Consider the following 22,728-nt stretch of genomic DNA (forward strand, 5'->3'; position numbering starts at 1 on the left):
CGACGTCCCGGGCGGACAAGGCGCCGGCCAGGACCGCCGCAGCACCGGCCGCCAGGACCCCCGACGGGGCCAGCAGCAAGCCTTCATCCTCCGCCAGTGCCGGCAGCCAGGCAAGCGCGGCAGCCGCGCCCGGCGTGGCCGCCCGGTATGGTCGCGCATTACTGTCGCATGTCGAGCGCCACAAGCGCTATCCCGCCGCCGCCCGCAGCGCCGGCATCAGCGGCGCGACGCGGCTCTCGATCACCATCGACCGAACGGGCGGCCTGGCCGGCGCGCGCGTCTCGGCTGGCTCGGGGCACCGGATCCTCGACGACGAGGCACTGGCGGTGGCCCGCCGCGCCGCGCCCTACCCCCGTCCGCCCGACGGCGTGGGCGGAAGCACGTTCTCCTTCGCCGTGACGCTCCGCTTCGCGCGCTGAGCCCCCGTCCCCAGCGCCCCCGAGTCCCTGTGCCGAAATCCCCGGCGGCAGCAGCAGGCGTCTTGACTCGGCATTCGATTTCGTCAAACGTTTAACGAACAGCGAGGACCTTGCCTGATCATGCTCACGCAGACGCGCCCGGAGAGCGACGTCAGCACCGCGATCCTGTCAGCGGGCGAGCGGGCTTTCGCGGAGTTCGGCTATGCGGGCGCGTCGATGCGCGGCATTGCGCGGGATGCGGGGGTGAACCAGGCGATGATCGCCTATTATTTCGGCTCCAAGGAAGGCCTGCTGCACGCGATCATGCGGCGGCGCTCGTCGGTGGTGAACGCGCAGCGCGAGGCATTGCTGTCGACGCTGCTGGCGCGGGGCGAGCCGACCGTCGACGACCTCATCGAGGCGTTCCTGGCGCCGCTCGTCGAGCTCGCGACGGACGAGGAGCAGGGCGGATACTCCTATGTCCGGATGCTGGCGGTCTTCATGCATTCGGTCGACGAGGTCGCCAAGCAGGTGATTGCGGAGAATTTCGACGGCATCGCCCGTCGCTTCACCGATGCCTTCCGCATGATCGAGCCCAGGATGACCGAGAGCGACGCCATCCGCGCCTACCTCCTGTCGCTCGGCACCGGCATCGCCGCCGTCGGCATCGAAGGCCGGGCGGGCCGGATGACCAACCGATACGATCACCCCGACACGGCAAAGCTGCTGCGCGCCGTCGTCGCCTATTCCAGCGCGGGTGTGAGGGCGCTGATGAACAGGGACTGAGACACCGGTCCACCAACCACCAGATCGAACCCAGGGAGGAAACCATGTTCGACAGCAAGCTTCTGAAACTCGCCCTCGTCGCCGGGGCGCTCGCCGCCTCGACCTCGGTCATCCGCGCCGAAACCATCGACGCCACCATCGTCGCCGGCCACCCGCCCGTCTTCCGCTGGGTCAAGCACGCCAGCCAGACCTTCATCCCCACCGTTAACAAGGCGCTCGAAGGCTCGGGCCACGAGATCAAGTGGGACGAGCAGTATGGCGGCTCTCTCTCCAAGGTGGGCGACGAGCTCGAAGCGACCGAGGAAGGCCTGGCCCAGATCGGCGTCATCTCTTCGGTCTTCGATCCGGCCAAGCTGTCGCTGCAGAACGTCAGCTACTACACGCCCTTCGTGTCGAGCGATGTCGCGCTCGTGTCCAACACGATCAACGATCTGCACTTCTCCAACCCGAACATGCGGGTGACCTGGGAGGAAAACGGCCTCGAATATCTGGGCGCGCCATCCGCCATCGACGACTACCTGTTGATGACCACCTTCCCCGTGAACTCGATCGACGATCTGAAGGGCAAGAAGATCGGCGCCCCGGGACCCGCGGTGAACTGGCTCGGCGGCACCGGCGCGGTCGGCGTCGCGGGCAACCTCACGACCTACTACAACGAGATCAAGACCGGCGTGTATGACGGCGTGATCGTCTTCGCGACGGCAGCCCTCCCCGGCAAGCTGCACGAGGTGGCGCCCTACATCACCAAGGTCGGCTTCGGCGCGCAGTATGCCGGATCGCTCGCCGCCAACAAGGAGTGGTTCGACGAGCAGCCCGAAGAGGTCCAGAAGGCGCTGCGGGCCGGCGGCGAGGCGTTCCGCGACGCTTACATCGCCGATCTCGATGCCGCGTCCGAAGCCGCGTTGAAGACGCTCGCCGAACAGGGGGCGACGATCACGGAAGTGGACGACGAGTTCCGCCAGAAGTGGGTGGCCGGCATGGACAACGTCGCCAAGACATGGGCGGCCCAGGTCGACGGCGAAGGCAAGGCCGGCACCGAGATCCTGAAGGCCTACATGGACGCGATCCGCGCCGCAGGTGGCAAGCCCGCCCGCGACTGGGACCAGGAATAGCGCTCCGGCGTACCGACATTCGCGCACTCCGGCACCTCCGCAGGGGCACAAGACGATGACACATGGAGCGACACCGGAGCCGGCAGACGGCTCCGGTTGGGGACAGCGCATCCGCGCCACCGCCGACACCATCTCCAACGCGCTCAACGTGATCGGCACGTTGCTGATCCTCGGGCTGGTGGTCCTGGTCAATGCGGACGTGCTCGGACGCAACCTCTTCCTCGCGCCGATTTCCGGCGTGCCGGAAATCGTTTCCATGTCGATCGTGGCGATCGTCTTCCTGCAGGTGTCGCAGGCCTTTCGCATGGGCCGGTTCACCCGCACCGACGCCCTGCTCAACGCTCTCGGCAGCCGCGCGCCCAGGTTGCGCGCGGCGGTCGAACTCGTCTACGTCGCCGCCGCGCTCGCGCTGGTCTGGTTCCTGCTCTCCGCCAGCTGGCCGCTGTTCGAAAAGGCGTGGCAGCGCGGTACCTATGTCGGCACGGTCGGCGACTTCACCGCACCGGAATGGCCCGTCAAGCTGGTGATCCTCATCGGCTGCATGGCGCTGATCATGCAGATGCTGATCGCCGGCGCGATCGCGCTGTGGGGGATCGTCGAACCGAAATCCCGCGGAGACGCCCGATGAGCACCTTCGAGATCGGGCTCGCCACCCTGGGCGCCATGATCGTGCTGGTCTATGCGGGCCTCTGGGTGCCCATCGCGCTCATGCTCTGCTCCTATGTGGGCGTGTGGATGATGAAGGGCTCGCCGGTTCTCGCCGGCAAGCTGCTGGCACTCTCGGCGTCCGAAACCATCTCGTCCTATTTCTTCGGCGTCGTGCCGCTGTTCGTGCTGATGGGTTTTCTCGTCTCGGTGACCGGGCTAGGCCGCGACGCCTATGACGTCGCCAACCAGCTGTTCCGGCGGCTGAAGGGCGGCCTCGGCGTCTCGACGGTCGCCGCCAACGCCATCTTCGCCGCCATCACCGGCATTTCGATCGCCTCCGCGGCCGTGTTCACCCGGCTCGCGGTGCCCGAGATGGTGCGCCATGGCTACACCAAGAAATTCTCCGTCGGCGTCGTCGCCGGCTCCTCGGTGCTCGGCATGCTGATCCCGCCGAGCCTGCTCCTGATCCTCTACGGCCTGCTCACCGAGCAGTCGGTCGGCGACCTGTTCCTGGCCGGCGTGTTGCCGGGTCTGCTTCTTGCCGCCATCTTCGCCGGCGGCGTCGTCCTGATGGCCTATTTCTGGCCGTCCTTCATCGGTGAGAACCTGTCCGATGACCGGGAGCACGATCTGTCGCCGCGCGACATGCTCGCCAAGGGCCTGCCGATCGCGCTCCTCATCGCGCTGGTGCTCGGCGGCCTCTATGCCGGCTTCTTCACGCCGATCGAGGCCGGCGCGGTCGGCTGTCTCGGCGCCATCGTCATCGGCCTCGCCCGGCGGGCGCTGACCTGGCGCAACTTCTGGGAAGTGCTGACCGACACCGGCCTCGTCACCGCCTCGGTCTGCTTCCTCATCATCGCCGCGCAGATGTATTCGCGCATGCTGTCGCTATCCGGTTTGCCCAACGAGTTCGGCACCTTCGTCGCCACCGCCGACATCGGCTTCTGGGGCGTGATCCTCGCCTATGTGCTGCTGGTGATCGTCATGGGCACGATCCTCGACTCCTCGTCGATCATGTTGATCCTGGTGCCACTGATGCTGCCCGTCGTCGTGCCGATGGGCGTCGATCTGGTGTGGTTCGGCATCGTCACCGTGATCGCCGTCGAGATCGGATTGCTGACGCCCCCCTTTGGATTGTCCGTCTTCGTCATCAAATCGACCCTCGACGACAATTCCATCTCGCTCGGCGAGATCTTCCGCGGTGCGGCCCCCTTCGCCATCATGATGGCGATCGTTCTCGCGCTCGTCCTGATCTTCCCGTCCATCGCCACTGGCCTTCTGGCCCGCTGAGGAACCCCGCCATGCCGCGCCGCATCGTCGACCTGTCCGTTGCCCTGGAAATGGGGATCGCCTCCGATCCGCCGATGGCGCTGCCGAAGATCGACTATCTCGACCATCACATGACCGCCGGGCAGATCCTGCCCTTCTTTCCGGGGCTGACCATGGACCAGCTGCCGAACCGCGAAGGCTGGGCCGTGGAGCAGCTGAACATCTCGACCCACAACGGCACCCATCTCGACGCGCCGTACCACTATGCCTCGACCATGAACAATGGCGAGCGGGCGATCACCATCGACGAGGTGCCGCTGGAATGGTGCTTCAACCCCGGCGTGAAGCTCGACTTTCGCCACATGGAGGACGGCTATGTAGCGACGGCAGCCGACGTCGAGGCCGAACTGAAGCGCATCGGCCATGAGTTGCGGCCGCTCGACATCGTGGTGGTCAACACCGCCGCCGGCGCCCGCTACGGCCAGCCCGACTACGTGGCGCGCGGATGCGGCATGGGCCGCGAAGCGACGATCTGGCTCCTCGAGCGCGGCGTCCGCGTGACCGGCACCGACGCCTGGAGCTGGGACGCGCCCTTCGTCCACACGGCGAAAACCTTTGCCGCGACGCACGATCCGAAGATCATCTGGGAAGGCCACCGCGCCGGCATGGAGATCGGCTACTGCCACATCGAAAAGCTGGCCAACCTCGATCAGCTGCCGGCCACCGGCTACGAGATCGCCTGCTTCCCGTTCAAGATCAAGGCGGCGTCGGCGGGCTTCACCCGCGCCGTCGCGATCTTCCACGACTGAAACCGAAACGCGCCGTCGGGGCGGCGCAACACCCCTCGACCGCAAAGCTCAGACAGACCAGGGAGGACCTCATGGCCCGCAAGAACGACAAGATCATCATCACCTGCGCCGTCACCGGCGGCGTCCACACACCGACCATGTCGGACGCGCTGCCGATCACGCCCGACGAGATCGCCACGCAGTCGATCGACGCGGCCGAGGCCGGCGCCGCGATCCTGCACCTCCATGCCCGTGATCCAGAAACCGGCAAGCCGACACCCGACCCGGCGGTGTTCATGCAGTTCCTGCCGCGCATCAAGCAGGCCACCGACGCTGTGGTCAACATCACCACCGGCGGCGGGCTCGGCATGACCGTGCAGGAGCGCCTGGCCGCACCGCTGAAAGCCGAGCCGGAGCTCTGCTCGCTCAACATGGGCTCGATGAACTTTGCGCTGCACCCGCTGGCCGGCAAGTACAAGGAATGGAAGCATTCCTGGGAGAAGCCCTACCTGGAGGGCACCGACGACTTCATCTTCCGCAACACCTTCCGCGACATCGCCTACATCCTGCAGCATCTCGGCGAGGGCTGCGGCACCCGGTTCGAGCACGAGTGCTACGACATCGGCCACCTCTACAACCTGGCGCATTTCGTCGACAAGGGCCTGGTCAAGCCACCCTTCCTCGTGCAGTCGATCTTCGGCATTCTCGGCGGCATCGGCGCCGACGTGGAAAACGTCGCCTTCATGAAGCAGACCGCCGACCGCCTGTTTGGCGACGATTACGTCTGGTCGGTGCTGGCGGCGGGCCGTTTCCAGATGCCCTTCATCACCCAGGCCGCCCTGCTCGGCGGCCATGTGCGTGTCGGCCTGGAGGACTCGCTCTACATCGGCAAGGGCAAGCTCGCCGGCTCCAATGCCGAGCAGGTCGCCAAGATCCGCACCATCCTGGAGGAACTTGGCCACGGTATCGCCACGCCGGCGGAAGCCCGCGAGATGCTCGCCCTCAAGGGCGGCGACCGGGTGGCGTTCTGATGAACACCACCGTCACGGACAAGGCGCTGGTGCAGTTCGACTGCACCGGCCACGCCGTCGGCAAGATGCGCAACGAACTCTCCGTTGCCATGGTGCAGCCCTTCCCCGAGGGGCCGTTCGAGATGGCGACCGACGAGGGTTTGTTCCATGGCGGCGATGCCTCCGCGCCGCCACCTCTGGCGATGTTCGTCGGCGCGCTGACCGGCTGCATCATGACGCAGATCCGTGCCTTCGCGAAACGGCTGAACGTGAAGATCGACGACCTGAAGGTCGAGACGCGGGTGCAGTGGAACTGGCAGGCAGTGGGCCGGGTCTACGAGACCGCGCCCAAGGCCTTCGAGATCGACGTCATGATCGACAGCCCGTCGCCGGACGACAAGGTGGTCGAGCTTATCGAGACCGCCAAGAAGGGCTGCTTCATCGAGCAGACGCTGGGACGGCAGAACACGATCCGCCACCGCATGAAGACGCCGAACGGCTGGAAGGAGGTTTGAGATGAGCAATCCCATCGACGGGTTCACGGTGACGAAGGCCGACATCTCCTATGTCGGCCACGACCTCCAGCGCCCCGAATGCATTCTGGCCGAGCGCGACGGCAGCCTGTGGGCGGCCGATGCGCGCGGTGGCGTCATGCACATCCGCCCCGACGGGGCGCAGGAGCTGATCGCGCAGAGCCATGCCAGCGCTTTCGAAAGCGCCACCGACGAGGCGACGCGCTTCACCAAGGGCACGCTGCCCAACGGGCTGGCCTTCGCCCGCGACGGCTCGATCCTGATCTCGAACTTCGGTACCGACTGCCTGGAGCTGATGACCCGGACGGGCGAGACGAAGGTGCTGATCGACCAGGTCGACGGCCAGCCGATCGGCAAGGTCAACTTCGTCCTGCGCGACACGAAGGACCGGCTGTGGGTGACGGTCTCGACGCAGATCCGCAACTGGATGGAAGCCGCCAGCCGCCGCATCGAGGACGGCTCCATCCTGCTCGTCGACGGCGACACCGTGCGTACGGTGGCCACCGGCATCGCCTTCACCAACGAGGTGCGGCTCGACGCAAAAGAGGAGTGGCTCTACGTGGTGGAGACGTCCGGCCGCAAGATCACCCGCTTCAAGGTGGCCGACGACGGCTCGCTGTCGGACCGCCAGACCTTCGGACCCGAGGACCACGGCGCCTTCATCGACGGCATCGCCTTCGATTCATACGGGAATCTCTGGGGCACGCACGTGATGACCGACCGCATCTTCGCGCTTACGCCCGAAGGCGAGTTGCGCATCATCCTCGACGACGACAATCCCGACGCGAGCCGGCGCCTCCTCGACGCCTTCGACCGCGGCGAGGCGACGCCAGAGCTGATGCTGGCCGCCGGCGGCACGATCGCGCCCTGGTTCGCCAGCGTCACCTTCGGCGGGCCGGACCTGAGGACCGTCTACATCGGTTCGCTGCGCGGCACGAAGATCCCCTGCTTCCGGAGCCCGGTGGCCGGGTTGCCGATGGTGCACTGGAACGACGAGAGGCCGTGAGGCGGCAGGCTGGCCCGGCGGCGGGCCAGCCTATTCCTCCAGGACGATCTCCTCGGTCTGGCCGCCCTCGCAGATATAGCAGCAGTCGTCGCAGCTCTCGGTGTTGTTCGGTCCGACGCCCCAGTAGGTGTCCTCGTCGCCATCGATCCAGGCACCGTAGCAGATCTGCTCGCCTTCCTCGCAAGCCAGCGACATCTCGCGCGCTTCGCCGTCGTCGAGATAGAAATCCTTCCCCTTGCCGGGCCAGACATAGCTCCTGTCCTGGCTGTAGAGTTCGACCCGCACTGCATTGGGATGGTTGTTGCGGATGGTGAAGGTGACGTCGGAAGCCAGAGCCGGGAAGGCCGACGGCAACAGGGACAGCGCGCAGAAGGACAGAACCGACACGGCAGCGCGGCGCGAAAACAGGCCAGACATTGGAAGAGCCCCCACAGGTACACGGCCAGGCGGCCGCCTTGGTGTCATCGCACGGCCCCGCGATGGCGGAAAGTGGCCGGAGCGCCGTTCCTGCCGGATTTCCCCCGCCCCGAGCGCCGCTTCCGCCGTCAACGCAGCAAGAGCGATCAGCACCTTCCGCTCAACGCGAGCGAAGCACGTCGATCCTCGTCTTGAAACGGAGGCGAGCCGCGTGGTGGCGGGCGGGAAGGTTCCAGCGCCACTGGTCGAGCCGGGCCAGGAAGCGACCGAGACTCGGTACAGCGAAGCGGCGCGAACGGGACTTGAACAAGGCCGCGGACAGGTCGGGATCGGCTGCGCCGAACAGGCCGCGGATGGTCGACGGGTTCTGGTGCAGCAGTTCGGCCAGCACCGAGTACCCAGAAAACCTCGGGCGTGCGCCCGCCTTCCCCATGACCGCGGTGAAGACGAATGTTCTGCTGCGCGCAATCGCGATGAGATCGCAGAAGAGGTCGATCGTCGTCTTGCGCGGGTCGGTCAGCTCGGTGATGTGGAGCGGCCGGCCGGCCACGTCCGGTATGTCGGCCGCGGACAGGATCGCGCTGCCCTCGAACACCTCTCGCGCGCAGGCCTTCACCGTCGTCGAATCCGAACAGACGAGCAACGGCCGTCCGGCAAACAGGCCGCGGCACCGCTGGAACAGCCTCTCGTAGTCGGTGGACATGTCGGTGTGACGGACATGAATCGCGTCGTAGTCGGCGCCCAGCGGGATCAGCCGCGCCGCCACGGTGTTGGCCAGTTCGGGCGCGAGCATCAACCGGTCGAGGATCCGGAAGCCGCGCCTGCCGCCTCCACACTGATCGTGCACGAGCAAGGTCTCGGGGTGGTCGCACTCTGGATCGAAGCCGATGGGCTGGCGCGATTCGCGCTCCACATAGCTGTCCGCACCTGGATCCCAGTCGGATACGAATGTGGAGATCCGGCCTGCGAGCAGCGCCGGCCGGACGGAGGCGCACTGGTCGAGTTCGCGGGCGATTTCCGGACCGTGGGCGATCACCGGCGCGCCGAAATTCGGCCGGGGAATGAAGACGTCGTCGAAATGCGCCCGCAGGCCCGATTGCGTCAGGTCGACGATCAGCGTGCGCCCGAAGCGCGCGGCATGGCGCCGGCAAAGCTCCAGTTGGACCAGCGTGTCGTTCAGCCCGCCCTGCGGGCGACAAAGCAGATAGCGCACACCGGACGTCGGCTCGATCATTCCTGCCCCTTCCCCTATCGATCGATCTAGCACGGATCAGTCGACCGGGCATAGGCTGGCGTGAGCGAGCCCTTAAGCGGCCGGTTCCGCCAGGGGGGCGGCGCAACCGACAAAGCTAGCCGAGCCGCCGGACCAGCCGGTCGAGCATGTCGGGGGACAGGCCCGTGCCGGCCAGATAGGCGGCGAAGCCGCCGTGTCGGCCGGCGACATGGCGCAGAAACGCCCGCATCGTGTCGGGCTCGCTGCCGAGCAGCGTGGCGGCCGCGGTCTCGCTCAGTCCGCGCGCCTTGGCGGCCTGGCGCAGGCGGTCCATCAGGACGGCCCCGACGGTGGCCGTCAAGGCATAGTCCGCCACGATCTCGTCGTCGGCAACGCCGGCGAGCGACAAGAGCATGGCCGCGACGATGCCGGTCCGGTCCTTGCCGGCGGTGCAGTTGAACAGGACGACGCCGTCGCCCGCTTCCGCGACCGTCGTGGCGACGCGGCCGAGCGCCGGTCCGCAAAGGTCGGCTGCGCTCGCATAGCGCTCCGCCAGGCCAAAGCTCGCCGACGACGCCAGCAACTGGTCGACGGGCGCGAGACTGTCGAACAGCGGGATGTGTCGGTAGTCGACGTGGGCGTGCTTCGCAAAGGCGCTCGGATCGCGGGCGAGCTCGACATGGCTGCGCAGGTCGATGACCGTCACCAGGCCGAGGTCGAGCAGCGTGGCGACGTCCGCTGGCGTCAATCCCTGCAGGCCGTCGGCCCTGAGGACCGAACGCCAGCGCGTGGTTCCGCCGCCGGCGCGCGCATAGCCGCCGAGGTCGCGCACGTTGAAGGCGCCCTGGAGGCGGATGTGGCGTTCGAAAGTCCCGGACATTCAGCGGATTCCCGATTTCATGAAGGAGTCGACCACCTGCCGCTGCAAGACGAGGTAGAGCGCGAGGATGGGCAGGGATGCAAGCGTGGCGGCCGCCATCAGCGGACCCCAGTCGTTGCCCTCCTGCGTCATGAAGAACTGCAGGCCGATCTGGACCACCGAGTTCTCCATGCGCCGGATGAGCAGGAGCGGCCAGAAATAATCGTTCCAGGCCGAGATGAAACAGAGGATGGAGACCGAGGCGAGCGGCGCGCTGAGGTTCGGCAGCACGACCTCGGCGAGGATGCGGAAATTGCCCGCCCCGTCCATCCGCGCCGCCTCGATCACCTCGCGGGGGAAGCCGCGCATGGCGTTGTAGAGCACGAGCACGGAAAAGGCCGCCGCCGCGTTGGGGATGACGAGGCCCGTCACCGTGTCGAGCAGGCCGAGCTTGCTGGCGAGAACGTAGTTCGGGATCATCACGACCTGGAACGGAACGAGCCAGGACAGCGCGATGAGCGACCGCGCCAGCGCGCCACCCGGAAAGCGCCAGCGCACCAAAGCCCAGGCGGCGAGGAGGCCGGTGGCGACCTGCGCCAGCGTCGTGGCGCCCGCCATGACGACGGTGTTGCCGAGGATGCGGAGCATCGGCATCGCGGCGAGTACGTCGGTGTAGTTCTTCAGCGTCGGGACCGCCGGGAACAGGCCGCCCGAGAAGATCTCGTTTTCGGCGCGGAACGAAGTCTGGATCATCCAGTAGACCGGAAAGATCGCCAGGAAGGAGAGGCCGATCATGACCACATGGGCGGCGATGCGCCCGGCGCTTGCCCTATTCGTCATAGACCGCGAACCTCCGCATGGCGGCGAGACAGCCGATCGCGATCAGCCCGAAGACGGCGAAGACCAGCATGCCGGCCGCCGTGCTCCAGCCCGCCGCCATGGTCTTGAAGCCGTATTCCCACATGACGTGATAGACGTTGGTGGTGGATCGCAGCGGCCCGCCGCCGGTGAGAGCATTGATGTAGACGAAGCTCCACTGCGCGCCGAACAGGATGGTCATCATGGTGATCAGGAGAATGGTCGGCGAGAGCAGCGGCAGGCGGATGTCGCGCACGATCTGCCAGGGGCTCGCCCCGTCCATGCGCGCCGCCTCGACATAGCTCGGGCTGATGGCGCTGTCGGCCGCCGTGAAGAGCAGCGTCGAGAAGCCGATCAGCTTCCAGCCGGTGATCCACACCAGCGTCCACAGCGCCACGTCGGGATCGCTGAGGAAGCCGACCTTACCGAGGCCGATCCCGGAAAGCCAGGCGTTGACCAGCCCGTGGTCCTCGTTGAGCAGCCAGCGCCACAGGATGGCGGCGACGATCGGCGCCACGATCATCGGCACGAAGATGAGCGCGCGGTAGAGATTGCGCAGCGGCCCGCTCAATCCGCCCGTGAGCAGCGCGACGGCGAGCGGTATGCCGACCGACAGCGGCAGCAGCCCGATGGTGTAGAGCACCGTGTTGACGACCGCCTGGCGCATGTCGGGCAGCGACAGTAGGTTGCGGTAGTTGTCGAGACCGACGAAACGCGGCGTCGACCGCGGCAGCATGTTCCACTGGTAGAACGACAGCTCGAAGGCTTGTAGCAGCGGCACGTAGGTCCAGATCGCCACGACCGCGATCGCGGGCGCGAGGTAGAGCCAGGGCTCGGCTGCCGAAAGGCGCAGGCGCGGGAGACGGCCCGGCAGGGCTCGGTCGCCGGTGATCGTGGCGTCGGTCATGTTGGTCTCCGAAAGGTCGCGCCGGGGCAGGTGTTCGCCCCGGCGCGCACCCGGTCCAGGCTCAGTCCTGCGGCATCAGCGGCTGCGCGAGATCCTGCGCGGTCTTGAGCACTTCGCGCGGATCGCCGTTTCCGAACACGGCCTCGGTCACGGCTTCCTTCATCATGTTCTCGACCTGACGGTAGTTCGGGCCGGGGAACGCGACATTCGGCGTCAGCCGGTCGAGTTGGTCGATGTTGGCCTGGAACTTCGGATTGGCCGCCATCCAGTCCTTCAGGTAGCGCGGGTCCTCGACCGTCGAGGGACGCAGCGGCAGGTAGCCGATCTGCGAGGTGATGACCGAATAGGCCTCGTCGGAGGTCAGGAACTTCATCAGTTCCCACGACGCGCGCTGCTTCACCGGGTCTTCCGAGAAGGTGAAGATCGCCGAACCGGAATTGGTCGGCGCGGTCGGCTTGTCGCCGAAGGACGGCATCGGCGCCATGCCGAGTTCGAAATTGTCCTTCGCGGCCGTCTCGAAGCGGCTGAGCACGGCCGAGGTGAACAGGAACATGCCGAGGTTGCCCGAGGCGAAGGTGTCCATGTGGGCGCCGACGTCGATGCGGGCATGGGCGCCCGAATCCATCAGGTCGCGCAGCATGGCGACCGCGTCGGCCTGGTCCTTGTCGGCGAAGGTGAGCGTGTTTCCGTCGCGTACCTTGCCGCCGCCGTTGGACATCACGATCGACTGGTAGACGAAGGTGCCGTCGATCGGCCCGTAGGCGCCGGGGAAGAAACCGTGCTTGCCGGTCTTCTCGGCGATGGCGATGCCGGCCGCCTTGACCTCGTCCCAGGTGCGCGGCGGTGTTGCCGGGTCGAGGCCGGCGGCGCGGAACAGGTCGCCATTGATGAACATGACCGGCGTCGAGAACACATAGGCGAGACCGTAGGTCTTGCCGTCGACCTCGCCGAGCGCCAGGCCATTGGGCACGAAACCGGCGGCATGGGCGGCGAGTTCCTCGCCCGCCATGTCCTCGAGCGGCTGCGCGCCGAGCTGCTCGGCGGCGTAGATCAGGTCGCGGAAGACGAGCTGAGCGACATCCACCTCGATCCCGGCCACCATGTCGGCCTGGACGCGCGACAGGACCTCGTTGGAAGGCGCCGCGATCGGCTCGACCTTGATGTTGGGATTGGCCGCCTCGAAACGGGCGATCAGGTCGAGCGTCGCTTCGCGGCCGAGGCCGGCCGAGGCCAGGTTGTAGTTGTAGAAGGTGATGGTGACGGGCTGGTCGACCGAAGGTGCCATCTGCGCCTGCGCCGCCGGGGCAAAGCCTCCGGCCAGAAGGGTGGTCGAAAGCGCGAGAGCCAGGAAATGTCTGCGGATCATGAGGGTAGCCTTTCGTTTCGGGGGAGGTTCACTCGGCCGCGGCCTGCACCGGCGCGGCGCGCTGGAGCATCAGTTCCAGCGGGTAGACGTTGAGCTCGGCGCGGTCGGTCGGCAGCGGCACGAAGGCCACCGACAGGCCGCTGCGGCGGATCGTGCCGATGGCGAAGGAGGAGCCGCGCACCATGCGCAACACGTCGCTGCGCAGGATGTCGGTGGCGGCGTGCTGGCCCATGCCGACGACGACCGGAATGCCGTGCCAGGACGAGACGCGGTCATGGTGGATATGGCCCGACAGGATGCCGATCACGTTGCGGCCCTTGAGCATGTCGGCGAGCCGCTGCGAATGGTCGAAATGCACCGTGCGCCAATGCGCCCAGTCGGGTTCGTCGCCGAGCGCCGGTGGGTGGTGCGAGACGATCAGCTTGGGCAGATCGGGATGCCGGTCGAGCGTCTCCGCCAGCCAGGCGAACTGTGCCTCGTCGATCGAGCCGCCGATGAAGCCGGGCGTGCTGGAATCGATGGTGACGACATGGATGCCGTCGATCACGGCGTCGTGGTCGTAGGGCGCGTCGAGGTCGGCCTCGCGTCCCAGCATGCCCCGATAGAAGCCCTCGCGGGTGTCGTGGTTGCCGAGCGAATAGACGACCGGCATGTCGAGGGCCGACATCAGCTCCTTGAGCATCACGTAGCTTTCCGCGTCGCCGCGGTTCGACAGGTCGCCGCTCGCCACCACGAAGCTCGGCTTCGGCTGGATCGTGCCGACCAGCCGCACGATCTCGGCCAGCGTCGAGCGCGTGTCGGAAAACAGGTGGTCGTCCTGCGCCGGGTCGCCGATGTGGAGATCGGTCAGGTGTACGAAAGTGACGTCGCGCGCCATGGGGCTTCTCCGGAAGGTTTCGGTGACGGGATGGGGGCGGCCGCCGGCTCGGCGCGCCGGCCGTCGCCGAGAAAGGCATGGACGGCCGAGGGCGGGGCCTTCAGGCCCACGGGGCCGGCCGGAATGGGGGTCGCGGCGGGCAGAGCGACCGCGACTGCGCTGCCGCCGACCGTGCCGTGCCAGTGCAGCTCGCTGCCGAGATCCTCGAGAATGTCGGGTTCGAAGGGGATCGCGCCCTCTGCCGCCTTGCCGGCGACCGGCGTCAGATCGCCCGGCCGAAGGCCAACCTCGATCCGCGTTTCCGCAGCAAGCTCGAAGACCAGATCGGGCCAGGGCATGTGCCCGCCAGCGAGGACCGCCCTGCCCCGCCGGTCGATCTCGGCGGGCAGGAAGTTCATCGGCGGCGAGCCGAGGAAATTGGCGACGAAGCGGCTCTTCGGCCGCCGGAACACCTCGGCGGGGGTCCCCACCTGCTCGATCACCCCCTGGTTCATGACCACGAGCGTGTCGGCGAGCGTCATCGCCTCGACCTGATCGTGCGTGACGAACACGCTGGTCGTCTTCAGCTCGCGGTGAAGCCGCTTGATCTCGAGCCGCATCTGGATGCGCAGCTTGGCGTCGAGGTTGGACAAGGGTTCGTCGAACAGGAAGATGCCGGGTTCGCGCACCATGGCCCGGCCCATGGCGACGCGCTGGCGCTGTCCGCCGGAAAGCTGCGACGGCTTGCGCGCCAGGAGATCGCCAAGCCCCAACATGGCCGCGACCCGGCCAACGCGGTCCGCGCGCTCGGCTTTCGGAACGCCCGCCACCTTGAGCGCGTAGCCGATGTTCTCCGCCACCGTCATGTGCGGATAGAGCGCGTAGTTCTGGAACACCATGGCGCAGCCGCGCCGGCCGGGCTCGACCTCGTTGACGACCCGCCCGTCGATGGCGATCTCGCCGGCCGAGATGTCCTCGAGCCCCGCGATCATCCGCAGCAGTGTGGACTTGCCGCAACCGGACGGGCCGAGGATGACGAGAAAGCTGCCATCTTCCACCGCAAGGTCGAGCCCGCGCACGGCCGGTGTCTTGCCGTAGAGCTTGTGAACGCTGCGAATGTCGATCGAGGCCATGGGATCGCCCGTTGTGGTGCTTCGCGACGTGCCTAGGCCTCCGCCGTATCGGCAGCATGACGGGTTTCAAACATCGTTCGAATTCCGACTGGACGACCGGCTCGCGGTGCTCAGCTCGGGCGGCGGAACATCGGCGCAACCACCTCGACGATCCGAGCGATGACCTCGTCGGCATCGGAGAAGTCGATCGCGTGGTTCGTCAGCACCTCGTTGCGCACGCGGCTGCGCGTGACCTGCGAGCGAATGCCGAGCGCGCAGCTCATGCGCCAGCCGATCGCTGCGTCGTCCAGCCAGGGCGCGAGCTGGCGCAGATAGGCCATGAAGGCCTTGTGGTGCTCGACCCCCTCGATGATCGCCCGGTAGACTTCCGGATTCTTTCCGCGCTGCGACATCGAATTGAAATGCGCCAGCACGCGATACTTCGAGTTCGGATCGAGGCTCCACCGCACCGAAGGCCCGACCAGCGCCGCGATGACCTCCTCGAGTTCCGGCGGCGCGGGAAAGCGCCGCTGCACCGCCCGGCTGAGCAGGCTCATCCGTTCCTGGTTCAGGCGCCGATAGACGCGCTCGGCGGTAGCGACGATCAGGCGTTCCTGCGAGCCGAAATGATAGCTGACGGATGACGGCGTCACGCCGGCCGCGGTGGCGAGGCGACGCACCGTAACCTCGTCGACGCTGTCGACCTGGCAGAGAAGCTGCTCGCAGACGTCGAGCAGCCTCGTGGGGGTGTGGTTCATGGCAGATGCTTTCGGCCAGTCATTGGCGGCGCGAGAATACGCCTCCCGCTTGACGCCTGGATGAAGCCGCCGGCCGCGCGGGAATGGACGTTTTCATACGGCTTCGCGGGTTGACGTGGGGAGCCGGCTAAGCCGTCGTCTCGCCCAGCGTGTGCTCCACCCACAGCTTTTGGACGGCGACCATCGCGACGATGGTCAGCGGCGCGGCGAGAATGAGCCCAGCAACGCCGAACACGAGGCTGAGGAGCACCTGTACCGAAATCAGCAGCGCAGGCGCGAGGTTGACCGCCTTTTGCTGGATCATCGGCACCAGGACGTTTCCCTCGATGTTCTGGATAATGATGTAACCCGCCAGCACGATCAGCCCGGTCTGCGTGCCTTCGACGAAGCCGACCGCGACGATCGGCACGGTCGCAATCAGGGGGCCGATGAAGGGGATGAAGGTGAGCAGGGCCGTCAGGACGGCGAGCGCAAACCAAAGGTCGATCCCGAGCAGGAAGAGACCGAGCCCGACCGTGATTCCGAGCAACGCCATGGAAGCCAGCTGACCAAAGAACCACCAGCGCAACGCATGGGCGATCGCCGACAGGGTTTCCTCTACCACCGCCCTTCGCGCCGGCGGCACGAGACGGACGGCTCCGCCCCGATAGAGCGCCGGATCAGCGGCCAAGAACAGGGTGAGCACGATCAGGATGATGATGCTGGTAAGGGCGCCGACTGCGGTCATGCCGAAGGTCATCAGATGCCCGGCCATGTTGCCCGCCGCGCCGACGATGCTGCTTCCGTCGGAGTTCATCTCCTCGACCAATGACATGACGCCGAGTTCGCTCAGCCAGTCTTGCGCCTGCTTTGCGAAATCGACGACCCGCTCGCCCACCTCGCGGAACTGCCGGAAGAGACCCGTCGCCGTCATTCCCACCGACGCGGCGAAGACCGCGATGATGCCGAGCACCGCGCCGACAAGCGCCCAGCCGCGTGACACCGGCAGCCTTGCTGCGGCTGTACGGGCGAGCCCGTCGAGACCGACCGCGATCAAAACTGCCGCGAACACCAGCAGGAGAACTTCGCCGATGAGATAGGCGATCAGCAGCAGCCCCGCTGTCAGCAGGATCGTGTCGGTCCTGATCCTGCGCTCTTCGCCCATCATGTCGTTCTCGCCCCCGTTTGGATCTTCGTCTGCCACAGCGCAACGCCTGCCGATCAGCGGCGTTCCCCTGGCCGAGCGCATCCGTCGGTGGTGAGATCGGCCCTACGGCAGGAGTCATGCTCGAAAACGTCGCGACACCGTCCCTTGCCTCCTTCCACCTCATTGTGTCGGCGCGCCGGTCGGGAGGACGATGCAACCGAACGCTGGGTGCGATCCGCGTGGCGAAATGCAGCTCAGATTGGCTGGTTGGTCGAATAGGATATCGCCGGGCCGAAGTCGCCGATGAGGTGGCGATGGGACGTCAGTCCCTGGCCTGGTATCCACAGGTGCAGATCGAAGGCCGGCGGCTCGAAGATGAAGGCGGAGGGGGCTTCGGCGCGAAGGTCGAGCGGAAGTTGATGCGCCACGCCCGGGGCGATCGAGGCGATGGTACCGCCCCAGCCGAGGACCACGGGTCGATGAACATGTCCGCAGAGGACGCGAACGACTCCGGGATATCGGGCGATCACCTCTTCGAGCGCAGCGCCGCCGGCACAGTTGATCGGATCCATGTGGCCGATCCCGGTCAGGAAGGGCGGATGGTGCATGAACACGATCGTGGGCCGTCCCATGTCGGCCGCCAGTTGACGGTCAAGCCAGTCGAGACGTTCGGCGCAGACCAGGCCGCGGCTGAACTCGGCCTCGTCCAGCGTGTCGAGGCCGATCAGTCGCAGCGGATAATCGTCGATCACCTGATGCAGGAAACCGTCGGCGGGCAGCCAGGGATTGTCCGCGAAGGACTGGCGCATCGCTTCGCGCCGGTCGTGATTTCCCGGAACCACCGCCAGCGGGATTTCCAGCGGAGCCAGCAGACGGCGGATGTAGGCATATTCCTCGGGCGTACCCTTGTCGGCCAGATCGCCTGTGAACAGGACGATGTCGGGGCGCGGCGCCAGGGCATTCAGCGCCGCCACGGCGCGGGCGAGCGCGGCGCCCGTATCGAACCTGCCGAAGAACAGCTTGCCCTCCCCGGCGACGTGGGCATCCGTGATCTGTGCGATGAGCATTCGGGCCGTTCCTCTTCGATCGGTGAGGCGTGCACGTGGCATCCGCACTTGACGGGCGTATGACGGTTCCGGGGGGCGCGACCGGCAGCAAGTTTCAACGAATTGTCATGCTGCCTTCACGGTCCTGTTATCGACCCACCCTAACAAACCCGTGCCGATGGCTCTGGAAACGGCACCCGATCCCAAACGGGTGCACGCAAGGATCGCTCAGATTTGGGATCGATGGTCGCAGCCGATGCGAGGGCGCGATCCTGTTCGAGGTGGATCTTCTACAGCCATGGCTTCGCTCGAGATAGATGGCGTTTCGAAGCGCTACGGCGACAATCTCATTCTCGATGGCGTCAGCGTCGATGTGCCCGATGGGGCCTTTCTGACCCTGGTCGGACCGTCGGGATGCGGCAAGTCCACACTGCTGCGGATCCTCGCGGGCCTCGAGCTCCAGGACGCCGGCAGCCTGCGGATCGGCGGACACGAAGTCTCCCACCTGCGGCCCAGCCGGCGCGACATCGCGATGGTGTTCCAGTCCTACGCGCTATACCCGCACATGACGGTCGCGCAGAACATCGCGATCCCGCTCATCCTGCGCCGCCTGCCGCTCTGGCAGCGGCTGCCGCTGATGGCGCGCCTGTTGCCGCAGGCGAGGTCGACCCTGGCGCGGATCGACGCCGAGGTGCAGGCCGCCATGGAGATGCTGGGCCTGACCTCCCTTGCGGAACGTCGCCCCGTACAGCTCTCGGGCGGACAGCGTCAGCGCGTGGCGCTGGGGCGGGCCCTGGTGCGCCAGCCGGCCGTGTTCCTGCTCGACGAGCCGCTGTCGAACCTGGACGCGAAGCTGCGTGTGCACATGCGCTCGGAGATCGCGCAACTGCATGGCCGGCTGGGCACGACCTTCGTCTACGTGACGCATGACCAGATCGAAGCGATGACGATGTCCACCCACGTGGCCGTCATGATGGAGGGGCGGCTCCTGCAGGTAGCCACGCCGTCCGAGATCTATGCCGATCCAGCCGACCTGCGCGTCGCCGAGTTCATCGGCAGCCCCAAGATCAACGTCCTGCCAGCCCGGGTCGGAGCCGACGGAACGCTGACCGGCGTCGGCCTGCCGGTGTCTGGCAGCGTGGCTGCCGCGCCGGGAACCGCCGTGCAGCTCGGACTGCGCCCCGAGCATCTGATCTTGCGCCGGGGCGGCGGCAGGGGCACCGTGTCGGCCATCGAGGATACCGGGCCGGAACGCTTCGTTTCACTGGTGCTGGACGCTTCGGACGCGCCTGTCGTGGCGCGGGTGGCGCCCGACCACTGCGCCGGCCTGCGGGTGGGCGACGACGTGTCGCTGGCCGTTCTCCCAGGCAAGGCGCTGGTGTTCGACCACGCCGGCGCGCGACTGGGCTTCGATCATCCCGCCATGACGCCGGGCGAGTTCGACCATGTCCGCTGACGTCGCCCTGTCGACCCGGCTCGGTCGCGCAAAGCGCCTGCGGCGCCTCGCCGAGGCAGCGACAGGCTGGGGGCTGGCGTTGCCGGCCGCCGTGCTGATGCTCGCGCTGATCCTGATCCCGACCGCTTCGGCCGCCCTGCTCGCCCTGACCGACTATCAGCTCGGCGCGCGGCGCGTCAGTTTCATCGGCGCCGCCAACTTCGTCGAGATGTGGCGTGATCGGGTGTTCTGGCAGGCCTTTGCCAACACGCTGATCTACACGGCCCTGACCGTTCCGCTCTCGGTCGGGCTCGGCCTCGGCGCGGCGCTCCTGATCGAGGCGGACCCGACGGGTCGCACGGCTTTCCGCACGATCTACTTCCTGCCCGTGACGGCGCTTCTGGTGGCCATGGCAACGGTGTGGGAGTTCATCCTGCACCCCCAGCTCGGCCTGGTGAACGTCGCCCTGCGCCAGATCGGAATAGCGGGACCGGACTGGCTTGCCAGCCCCGACTGGGTGCTGGCCTCGCTCGGCTTCATCTTCGTCTGGCAGCAGACCGGCTACAACATGATCCTGTTCCTGGCCGGGCTGAAGGGCATCTCGCCCGAACTCTACCAGGCCGCCCGCGTCGACGGGGCCGATCGCGGCGTGGAGCGATTCACCATGGTGACATGGCCGGGCCTGGCAGCGACCACGCTGTTCGTGACCGTCATCACCACCCTCTATTCGTTCCGGGTTTTCGACACGGTGGCAGCACTGACGCAGGGCGGCCCGTCCAATGCCTCGAACGTGCTCCTCTACAACATTTACCGCGAAGGCTTCGTCTACCTGCGCACCGGCTATGCCAGTGCCATGACGCTGGTGTTCCTGGCGCTGATCCTCATGGTGGCCATGGTGCAGATGCGCGCGCGGCGGGGGCATTCCGCATGAGCGGGGGCCATCGCCTCGGCCGCCTCGCCCGCGCCGTGCGGCTGGTGGTGCTGACGATCGGGGCGGCGGTGATGCTGGCTCCCTTCATCTGGGGTCTCGCCGCCTCGTTCAAGCCGGCGGCCGAGATCTGGAGCGGATCGCTGCGGCTCCTCCCGGAAAGCTTCCATGGATGGGAGAACTACACCGCCGCGTTCAATCGCGCGCCTCTGGGCCGGTTTCTCGTCAACGGGGTGATCGTCTGCGGGGGCATCCTGATCTTTCAGCTGATCTTCGCCATTCCCTGCGCCTACGCGCTGTCCAAGCACCGGTTCGCCGGGCGCACGGTGATTTTCGGCGCCGTCCTGATCGGCCTGCTGATCCCCATCCATGTCACGGCGATCCCGCTCTATCTGGGCTTCGCGCGGCTCGGTCTGCTCAACACCTACGCCGCTCTGATCGCGCCGTTCGCCATCTCGGTCTTCGGCATCTTCCTGTTTCGGCAGTTCTTCGCCGCGATCCCCGACGACCTGATCGCTGCGGCACGCGTGGACGGGTTTTCCGAATGGGCGATCATCTGGCGCGTCGTGGTCCCGGCCTCCTGGCCAGCCATCACCGCCTTCGCGATCTTCTCGGTGACGAGTCACTGGAACGACCTGTTCTGGCCCTTCATCGTCATCCAGTCCACCGATCTCGCGCCGCCCGCCCTGGGCGTCGTCTATTTCCGCCGCGACGAGAGCGGGGTGGATTTCGGCCCGATGATGGCCGCCACCGTGATCGTCACGGCTCCTCTGGTCGTCGCCTTTCTCCTCGCCCAGCGCCGGTTCATCGACGGCATCACGCTGAGCGGGGTGAAGGGCTAGGCGCGTCACCCCAAAACCCAACCGGAAATGGAGCTTTCCCCATGCGCGTACCCCTCCTCGCAGCCGCATTCGCCGGGCTTCTCGCCTTGCCCGCGGCCGCCAAGACCGAAATCACCGTGCAGTTCGTGCCGTGGATGGAAGGCATCTTCACCGAGATGAAGACGGCCTTCGAGGCCAAGCATCCCGAATACGAGGTGACGTTCCTCCCGCCCTACGCCGATTACGACGACGGCCTGCAGCAGGTGCTGCGCCAGTCGATCAGCGGCCAGATGCCCGACGTCACCAACCAGGCGCTGAACCGACAGAAGACGCTGATCTCGCGCGAACTGGCCGTCGACCTGACGCCCTTCATCGAAGCCGAGGCGGACTGGGTCGGCGAAGGCTTCGGCGGCCCGGTCACCGACGTCGCGTCGGAAGCGGGAAAGACCTACGGCCTCGCCGTCGCGTTCTCCTCGCCGGTCGCCTACTACAACATGGAGCTGGTCGAGCGCGCGGTCGGCAAGATCGACGGCTTCCCCGCAACCTGGCCCGAGATGATCGCGCTGGCCGCCAAGATCGACGCCCTGGGCGACGACATCTCCGGGCTCTATACCACGGCGGACGAGGACTGGATCTTCCAGTCGCTGGTCTATGGCTCGGGTGGCCGGATGGCCAACGAGGACGGCACCGAGGTGATGTTCGACAAGGAGCCCGGCGCCCAGGCCTTCGACATCTTCGCCTCGATGCTGGCCGAGGGCGGCATGCCCGCGACCACGATGAACAATGCCGTGCAGCTCTTCTATGCCGGCAAGCTCGGCATCTTCCTGCAGTCCATCAACGGCCTGAAGCGCCACACCGACAACATCGGCGGGCGCTTCGAGGTCAAGACCGGGCTGTTCCCGCGCAATGCGCCCGATGGGACGCTGGCGGCGGGCGGCAACGTCAACATGATCCTCACCACCGATCCGGAGCGGCAGAAGGCCGCATGGGACTTCGTCCGCTTCGTCTCGTCGGTCGAGGGTGGCGAGGTTCTCGTCAAGGCATCCGGCTACATGCCGCCGAACACGCTGGTCGCCGAGCGCATGAAGGCGCTGTATGACGCCAATCCGAACCAGGCGCTGAGCCTGCAGCAGCTGCCGATGCTCGGCGAATGGTATGCCTTCCCCGGTGACAACGGCCTGCGCATCCACGCCAAGATCACCGAGACGCTCCAGGCGCTGATGAATGGGCAGATGACGGCGGACGAAGCCCGGACCCGCGCCGCGGCGGACGTGAACGACCTTCTGAAGTAAGCGGCTTCAGCGCGCCGCCAGGAACCAGGTAGGGCTTTCGGGCCCGCCCATGGCCTCGATGCCGGCCGAAGTCGCGTCGTCGCGCAGCGCGCCATGCTCGGCGCCACAACTCGAACGGCCCGGGAGGATGCTCCCGGGCCGTTCGGCTTCAGGCAATGTCCGCCAGGAGCTTGCTGCAAAACCG

24 protein-coding genes are annotated in these 22,728 nt (G+C 66.8%); 13 read left to right on the forward strand and 11 right to left on the reverse strand.

Annotated features, from left to right (window positions below; translation table 11 throughout):
- The 9 genes from EJC49_RS08010 to EJC49_RS08050 all read left to right on the forward strand — a co-directional run.
- Positions 1-419, forward strand: a 419-nt coding sequence (locus tag EJC49_RS08010; protein ID WP_148106291.1) for an energy transducer TonB, incomplete at its 5' end; no start/stop codon positions are given.
- 120 nt (positions 420-539) lie between these two features.
- The gene (locus EJC49_RS08015; protein ID WP_126699058.1) at positions 540-1,184 is read left to right on the forward strand and encodes a TetR/AcrR family transcriptional regulator; all 645 of its coding nucleotides are present in this window, start codon (positions 540-542) and stop codon (positions 1,182-1,184) included.
- 44 nt (positions 1,185-1,228) lie between these two features.
- A complete protein-coding gene (locus EJC49_RS08020; protein WP_126699060.1) occupies positions 1,229-2,296 on the forward strand; it encodes a C4-dicarboxylate TRAP transporter substrate-binding protein in 1,068 nt (355 codons plus the stop codon).
- Between the two features lie 55 nt (positions 2,297-2,351).
- Positions 2,352-2,924 (forward strand): TRAP transporter small permease subunit, encoded by a 573-nt coding sequence (locus tag EJC49_RS08025; protein WP_126699062.1) that lies wholly within the window; start codon positions 2,352-2,354, stop codon positions 2,922-2,924.
- Positions 2,921-4,234, forward strand: coding sequence for a TRAP transporter large permease (locus EJC49_RS08030; RefSeq protein ID WP_126699064.1), 1,314 nt, complete (start codon positions 2,921-2,923; stop codon positions 4,232-4,234). Before EJC49_RS08025 ends, EJC49_RS08030 begins: the two co-directional genes overlap by 4 nt.
- Before the next feature lie 11 nt (positions 4,235-4,245).
- A complete protein-coding gene (locus tag EJC49_RS08035; protein WP_126699066.1) occupies positions 4,246-5,022 on the forward strand; it encodes a cyclase family protein in 777 nt (258 codons plus the stop codon).
- Positions 5,023-5,093: 71 nt separating this feature from the next.
- Positions 5,094-6,032: a 3,5-dioxohexanoate:acetyl-CoA acetone transferase gene (gene kce, locus EJC49_RS08040; protein WP_126699068.1), complete on the forward strand. Its 939-nt coding sequence runs from the start codon at positions 5,094-5,096 to the stop codon at positions 6,030-6,032.
- Positions 6,032-6,526: an OsmC family protein gene (locus EJC49_RS08045; protein ID WP_126699070.1), complete on the forward strand. Its 495-nt coding sequence runs from the start codon at positions 6,032-6,034 to the stop codon at positions 6,524-6,526. Before kce ends, EJC49_RS08045 begins: the two co-directional genes overlap by 1 nt.
- A gap of 1 nt (position 6,527) precedes the next feature.
- Positions 6,528-7,550 carry an SMP-30/gluconolactonase/LRE family protein gene (locus tag EJC49_RS08050; protein WP_126699072.1) on the forward strand — a complete coding sequence of 341 codons (1,023 nt, stop codon included), beginning with the start codon at positions 6,528-6,530 and terminating at the stop codon, positions 7,548-7,550.
- Between the two features lie 30 nt (positions 7,551-7,580).
- Here the strand turns inward: EJC49_RS08050 and EJC49_RS08055 are convergent, their stop codons facing one another.
- From EJC49_RS08055 to EJC49_RS08105, 11 genes are all read right to left on the reverse strand, one after another.
- Positions 7,581-7,967, reverse strand: coding sequence for a hypothetical protein (locus EJC49_RS08055; RefSeq protein WP_126699074.1), 387 nt, complete (start codon positions 7,965-7,967; stop codon positions 7,581-7,583).
- Between the two features lie 160 nt (positions 7,968-8,127).
- Positions 8,128-9,201: a hypothetical protein gene (locus tag EJC49_RS08060; protein WP_126699076.1), complete on the reverse strand. Its 1,074-nt coding sequence runs from the start codon at positions 9,199-9,201 to the stop codon at positions 8,128-8,130.
- 115 nt (positions 9,202-9,316) lie between these two features.
- A complete protein-coding gene (locus tag EJC49_RS08065; RefSeq protein WP_126699078.1) occupies positions 9,317-10,060 on the reverse strand; it encodes a tyrosine-protein phosphatase in 744 nt (247 codons plus the stop codon).
- Positions 10,061-10,879 (reverse strand): carbohydrate ABC transporter permease, encoded by an 819-nt coding sequence (locus EJC49_RS08070; protein ID WP_126699080.1) that lies wholly within the window; start codon positions 10,877-10,879, stop codon positions 10,061-10,063.
- Positions 10,869-11,804, reverse strand: a complete 936-nt coding sequence (locus EJC49_RS08075; RefSeq protein WP_126699081.1) for a carbohydrate ABC transporter permease — start codon at positions 11,802-11,804, stop codon at positions 10,869-10,871. Before EJC49_RS08075 ends, EJC49_RS08070 begins: the two co-directional genes overlap by 11 nt.
- A 61-nt stretch (positions 11,805-11,865) precedes the next feature.
- Entirely contained in the window at positions 11,866-13,170 is a 1,305-nt protein-coding gene (locus EJC49_RS08080; protein ID WP_126699084.1) for an ABC transporter substrate-binding protein, read from the reverse strand.
- Positions 13,171-13,198: 28 nt separating this feature from the next.
- Positions 13,199-14,047 carry a metallophosphoesterase gene (locus EJC49_RS08085; protein ID WP_126699086.1) on the reverse strand — a complete coding sequence of 283 codons (849 nt, stop codon included), beginning with the start codon at positions 14,045-14,047 and terminating at the stop codon, positions 13,199-13,201.
- Positions 14,017-15,159 carry an ABC transporter ATP-binding protein gene (locus EJC49_RS08090; protein WP_126699088.1) on the reverse strand — a complete coding sequence of 381 codons (1,143 nt, stop codon included), beginning with the start codon at positions 15,157-15,159 and terminating at the stop codon, positions 14,017-14,019. The genes EJC49_RS08085 and EJC49_RS08090 overlap by 31 nt, the downstream gene beginning before the upstream one ends.
- A gap of 110 nt (positions 15,160-15,269) precedes the next feature.
- Positions 15,270-15,896 (reverse strand): TetR/AcrR family transcriptional regulator, encoded by a 627-nt coding sequence (locus EJC49_RS08095; protein WP_126699090.1) that lies wholly within the window; start codon positions 15,894-15,896, stop codon positions 15,270-15,272.
- Between the two features lie 127 nt (positions 15,897-16,023).
- Positions 16,024-17,043, reverse strand: a complete 1,020-nt coding sequence (locus EJC49_RS08100) for an AI-2E family transporter (protein WP_170314651.1) — start codon at positions 17,041-17,043, stop codon at positions 16,024-16,026.
- A 233-nt stretch (positions 17,044-17,276) separates the two neighbouring features.
- Positions 17,277-18,089 carry a phosphodiesterase gene (locus EJC49_RS08105; RefSeq protein WP_126699095.1) on the reverse strand — a complete coding sequence of 271 codons (813 nt, stop codon included), beginning with the start codon at positions 18,087-18,089 and terminating at the stop codon, positions 17,277-17,279.
- A gap of 277 nt (positions 18,090-18,366) precedes the next feature.
- Between EJC49_RS08105 and EJC49_RS08110 the strand changes: the two genes are divergently transcribed.
- From EJC49_RS08110 to EJC49_RS08125, 4 genes are read left to right on the forward strand one after another with little or no spacing between them, the layout of a single operon-like run.
- The gene (locus EJC49_RS08110) at positions 18,367-19,524 is read left to right on the forward strand and encodes an ABC transporter ATP-binding protein (RefSeq protein ID WP_126699097.1); all 1,158 of its coding nucleotides are present in this window, start codon (positions 18,367-18,369) and stop codon (positions 19,522-19,524) included.
- Positions 19,514-20,434: a carbohydrate ABC transporter permease gene (locus tag EJC49_RS08115; RefSeq protein ID WP_126699099.1), complete on the forward strand. Its 921-nt coding sequence runs from the start codon at positions 19,514-19,516 to the stop codon at positions 20,432-20,434. Before EJC49_RS08110 ends, EJC49_RS08115 begins: the two co-directional genes overlap by 11 nt.
- Positions 20,431-21,273 (forward strand): carbohydrate ABC transporter permease, encoded by an 843-nt coding sequence (locus EJC49_RS08120; RefSeq protein WP_126699101.1) that lies wholly within the window; start codon positions 20,431-20,433, stop codon positions 21,271-21,273. Before EJC49_RS08115 ends, EJC49_RS08120 begins: the two co-directional genes overlap by 4 nt.
- A 41-nt stretch (positions 21,274-21,314) precedes the next feature.
- Entirely contained in the window at positions 21,315-22,544 is a 1,230-nt protein-coding gene (locus EJC49_RS08125) for an extracellular solute-binding protein (protein ID WP_126699103.1), read from the forward strand.
- Positions 22,545-22,728 lie beyond the last annotated feature (184 nt).

It is taken from the genome of Aquibium carbonis (genome assembly GCF_003970795.1).
GTDB lineage: Bacteria > Pseudomonadota > Alphaproteobacteria > Rhizobiales > Rhizobiaceae > Aquibium > Aquibium carbonis.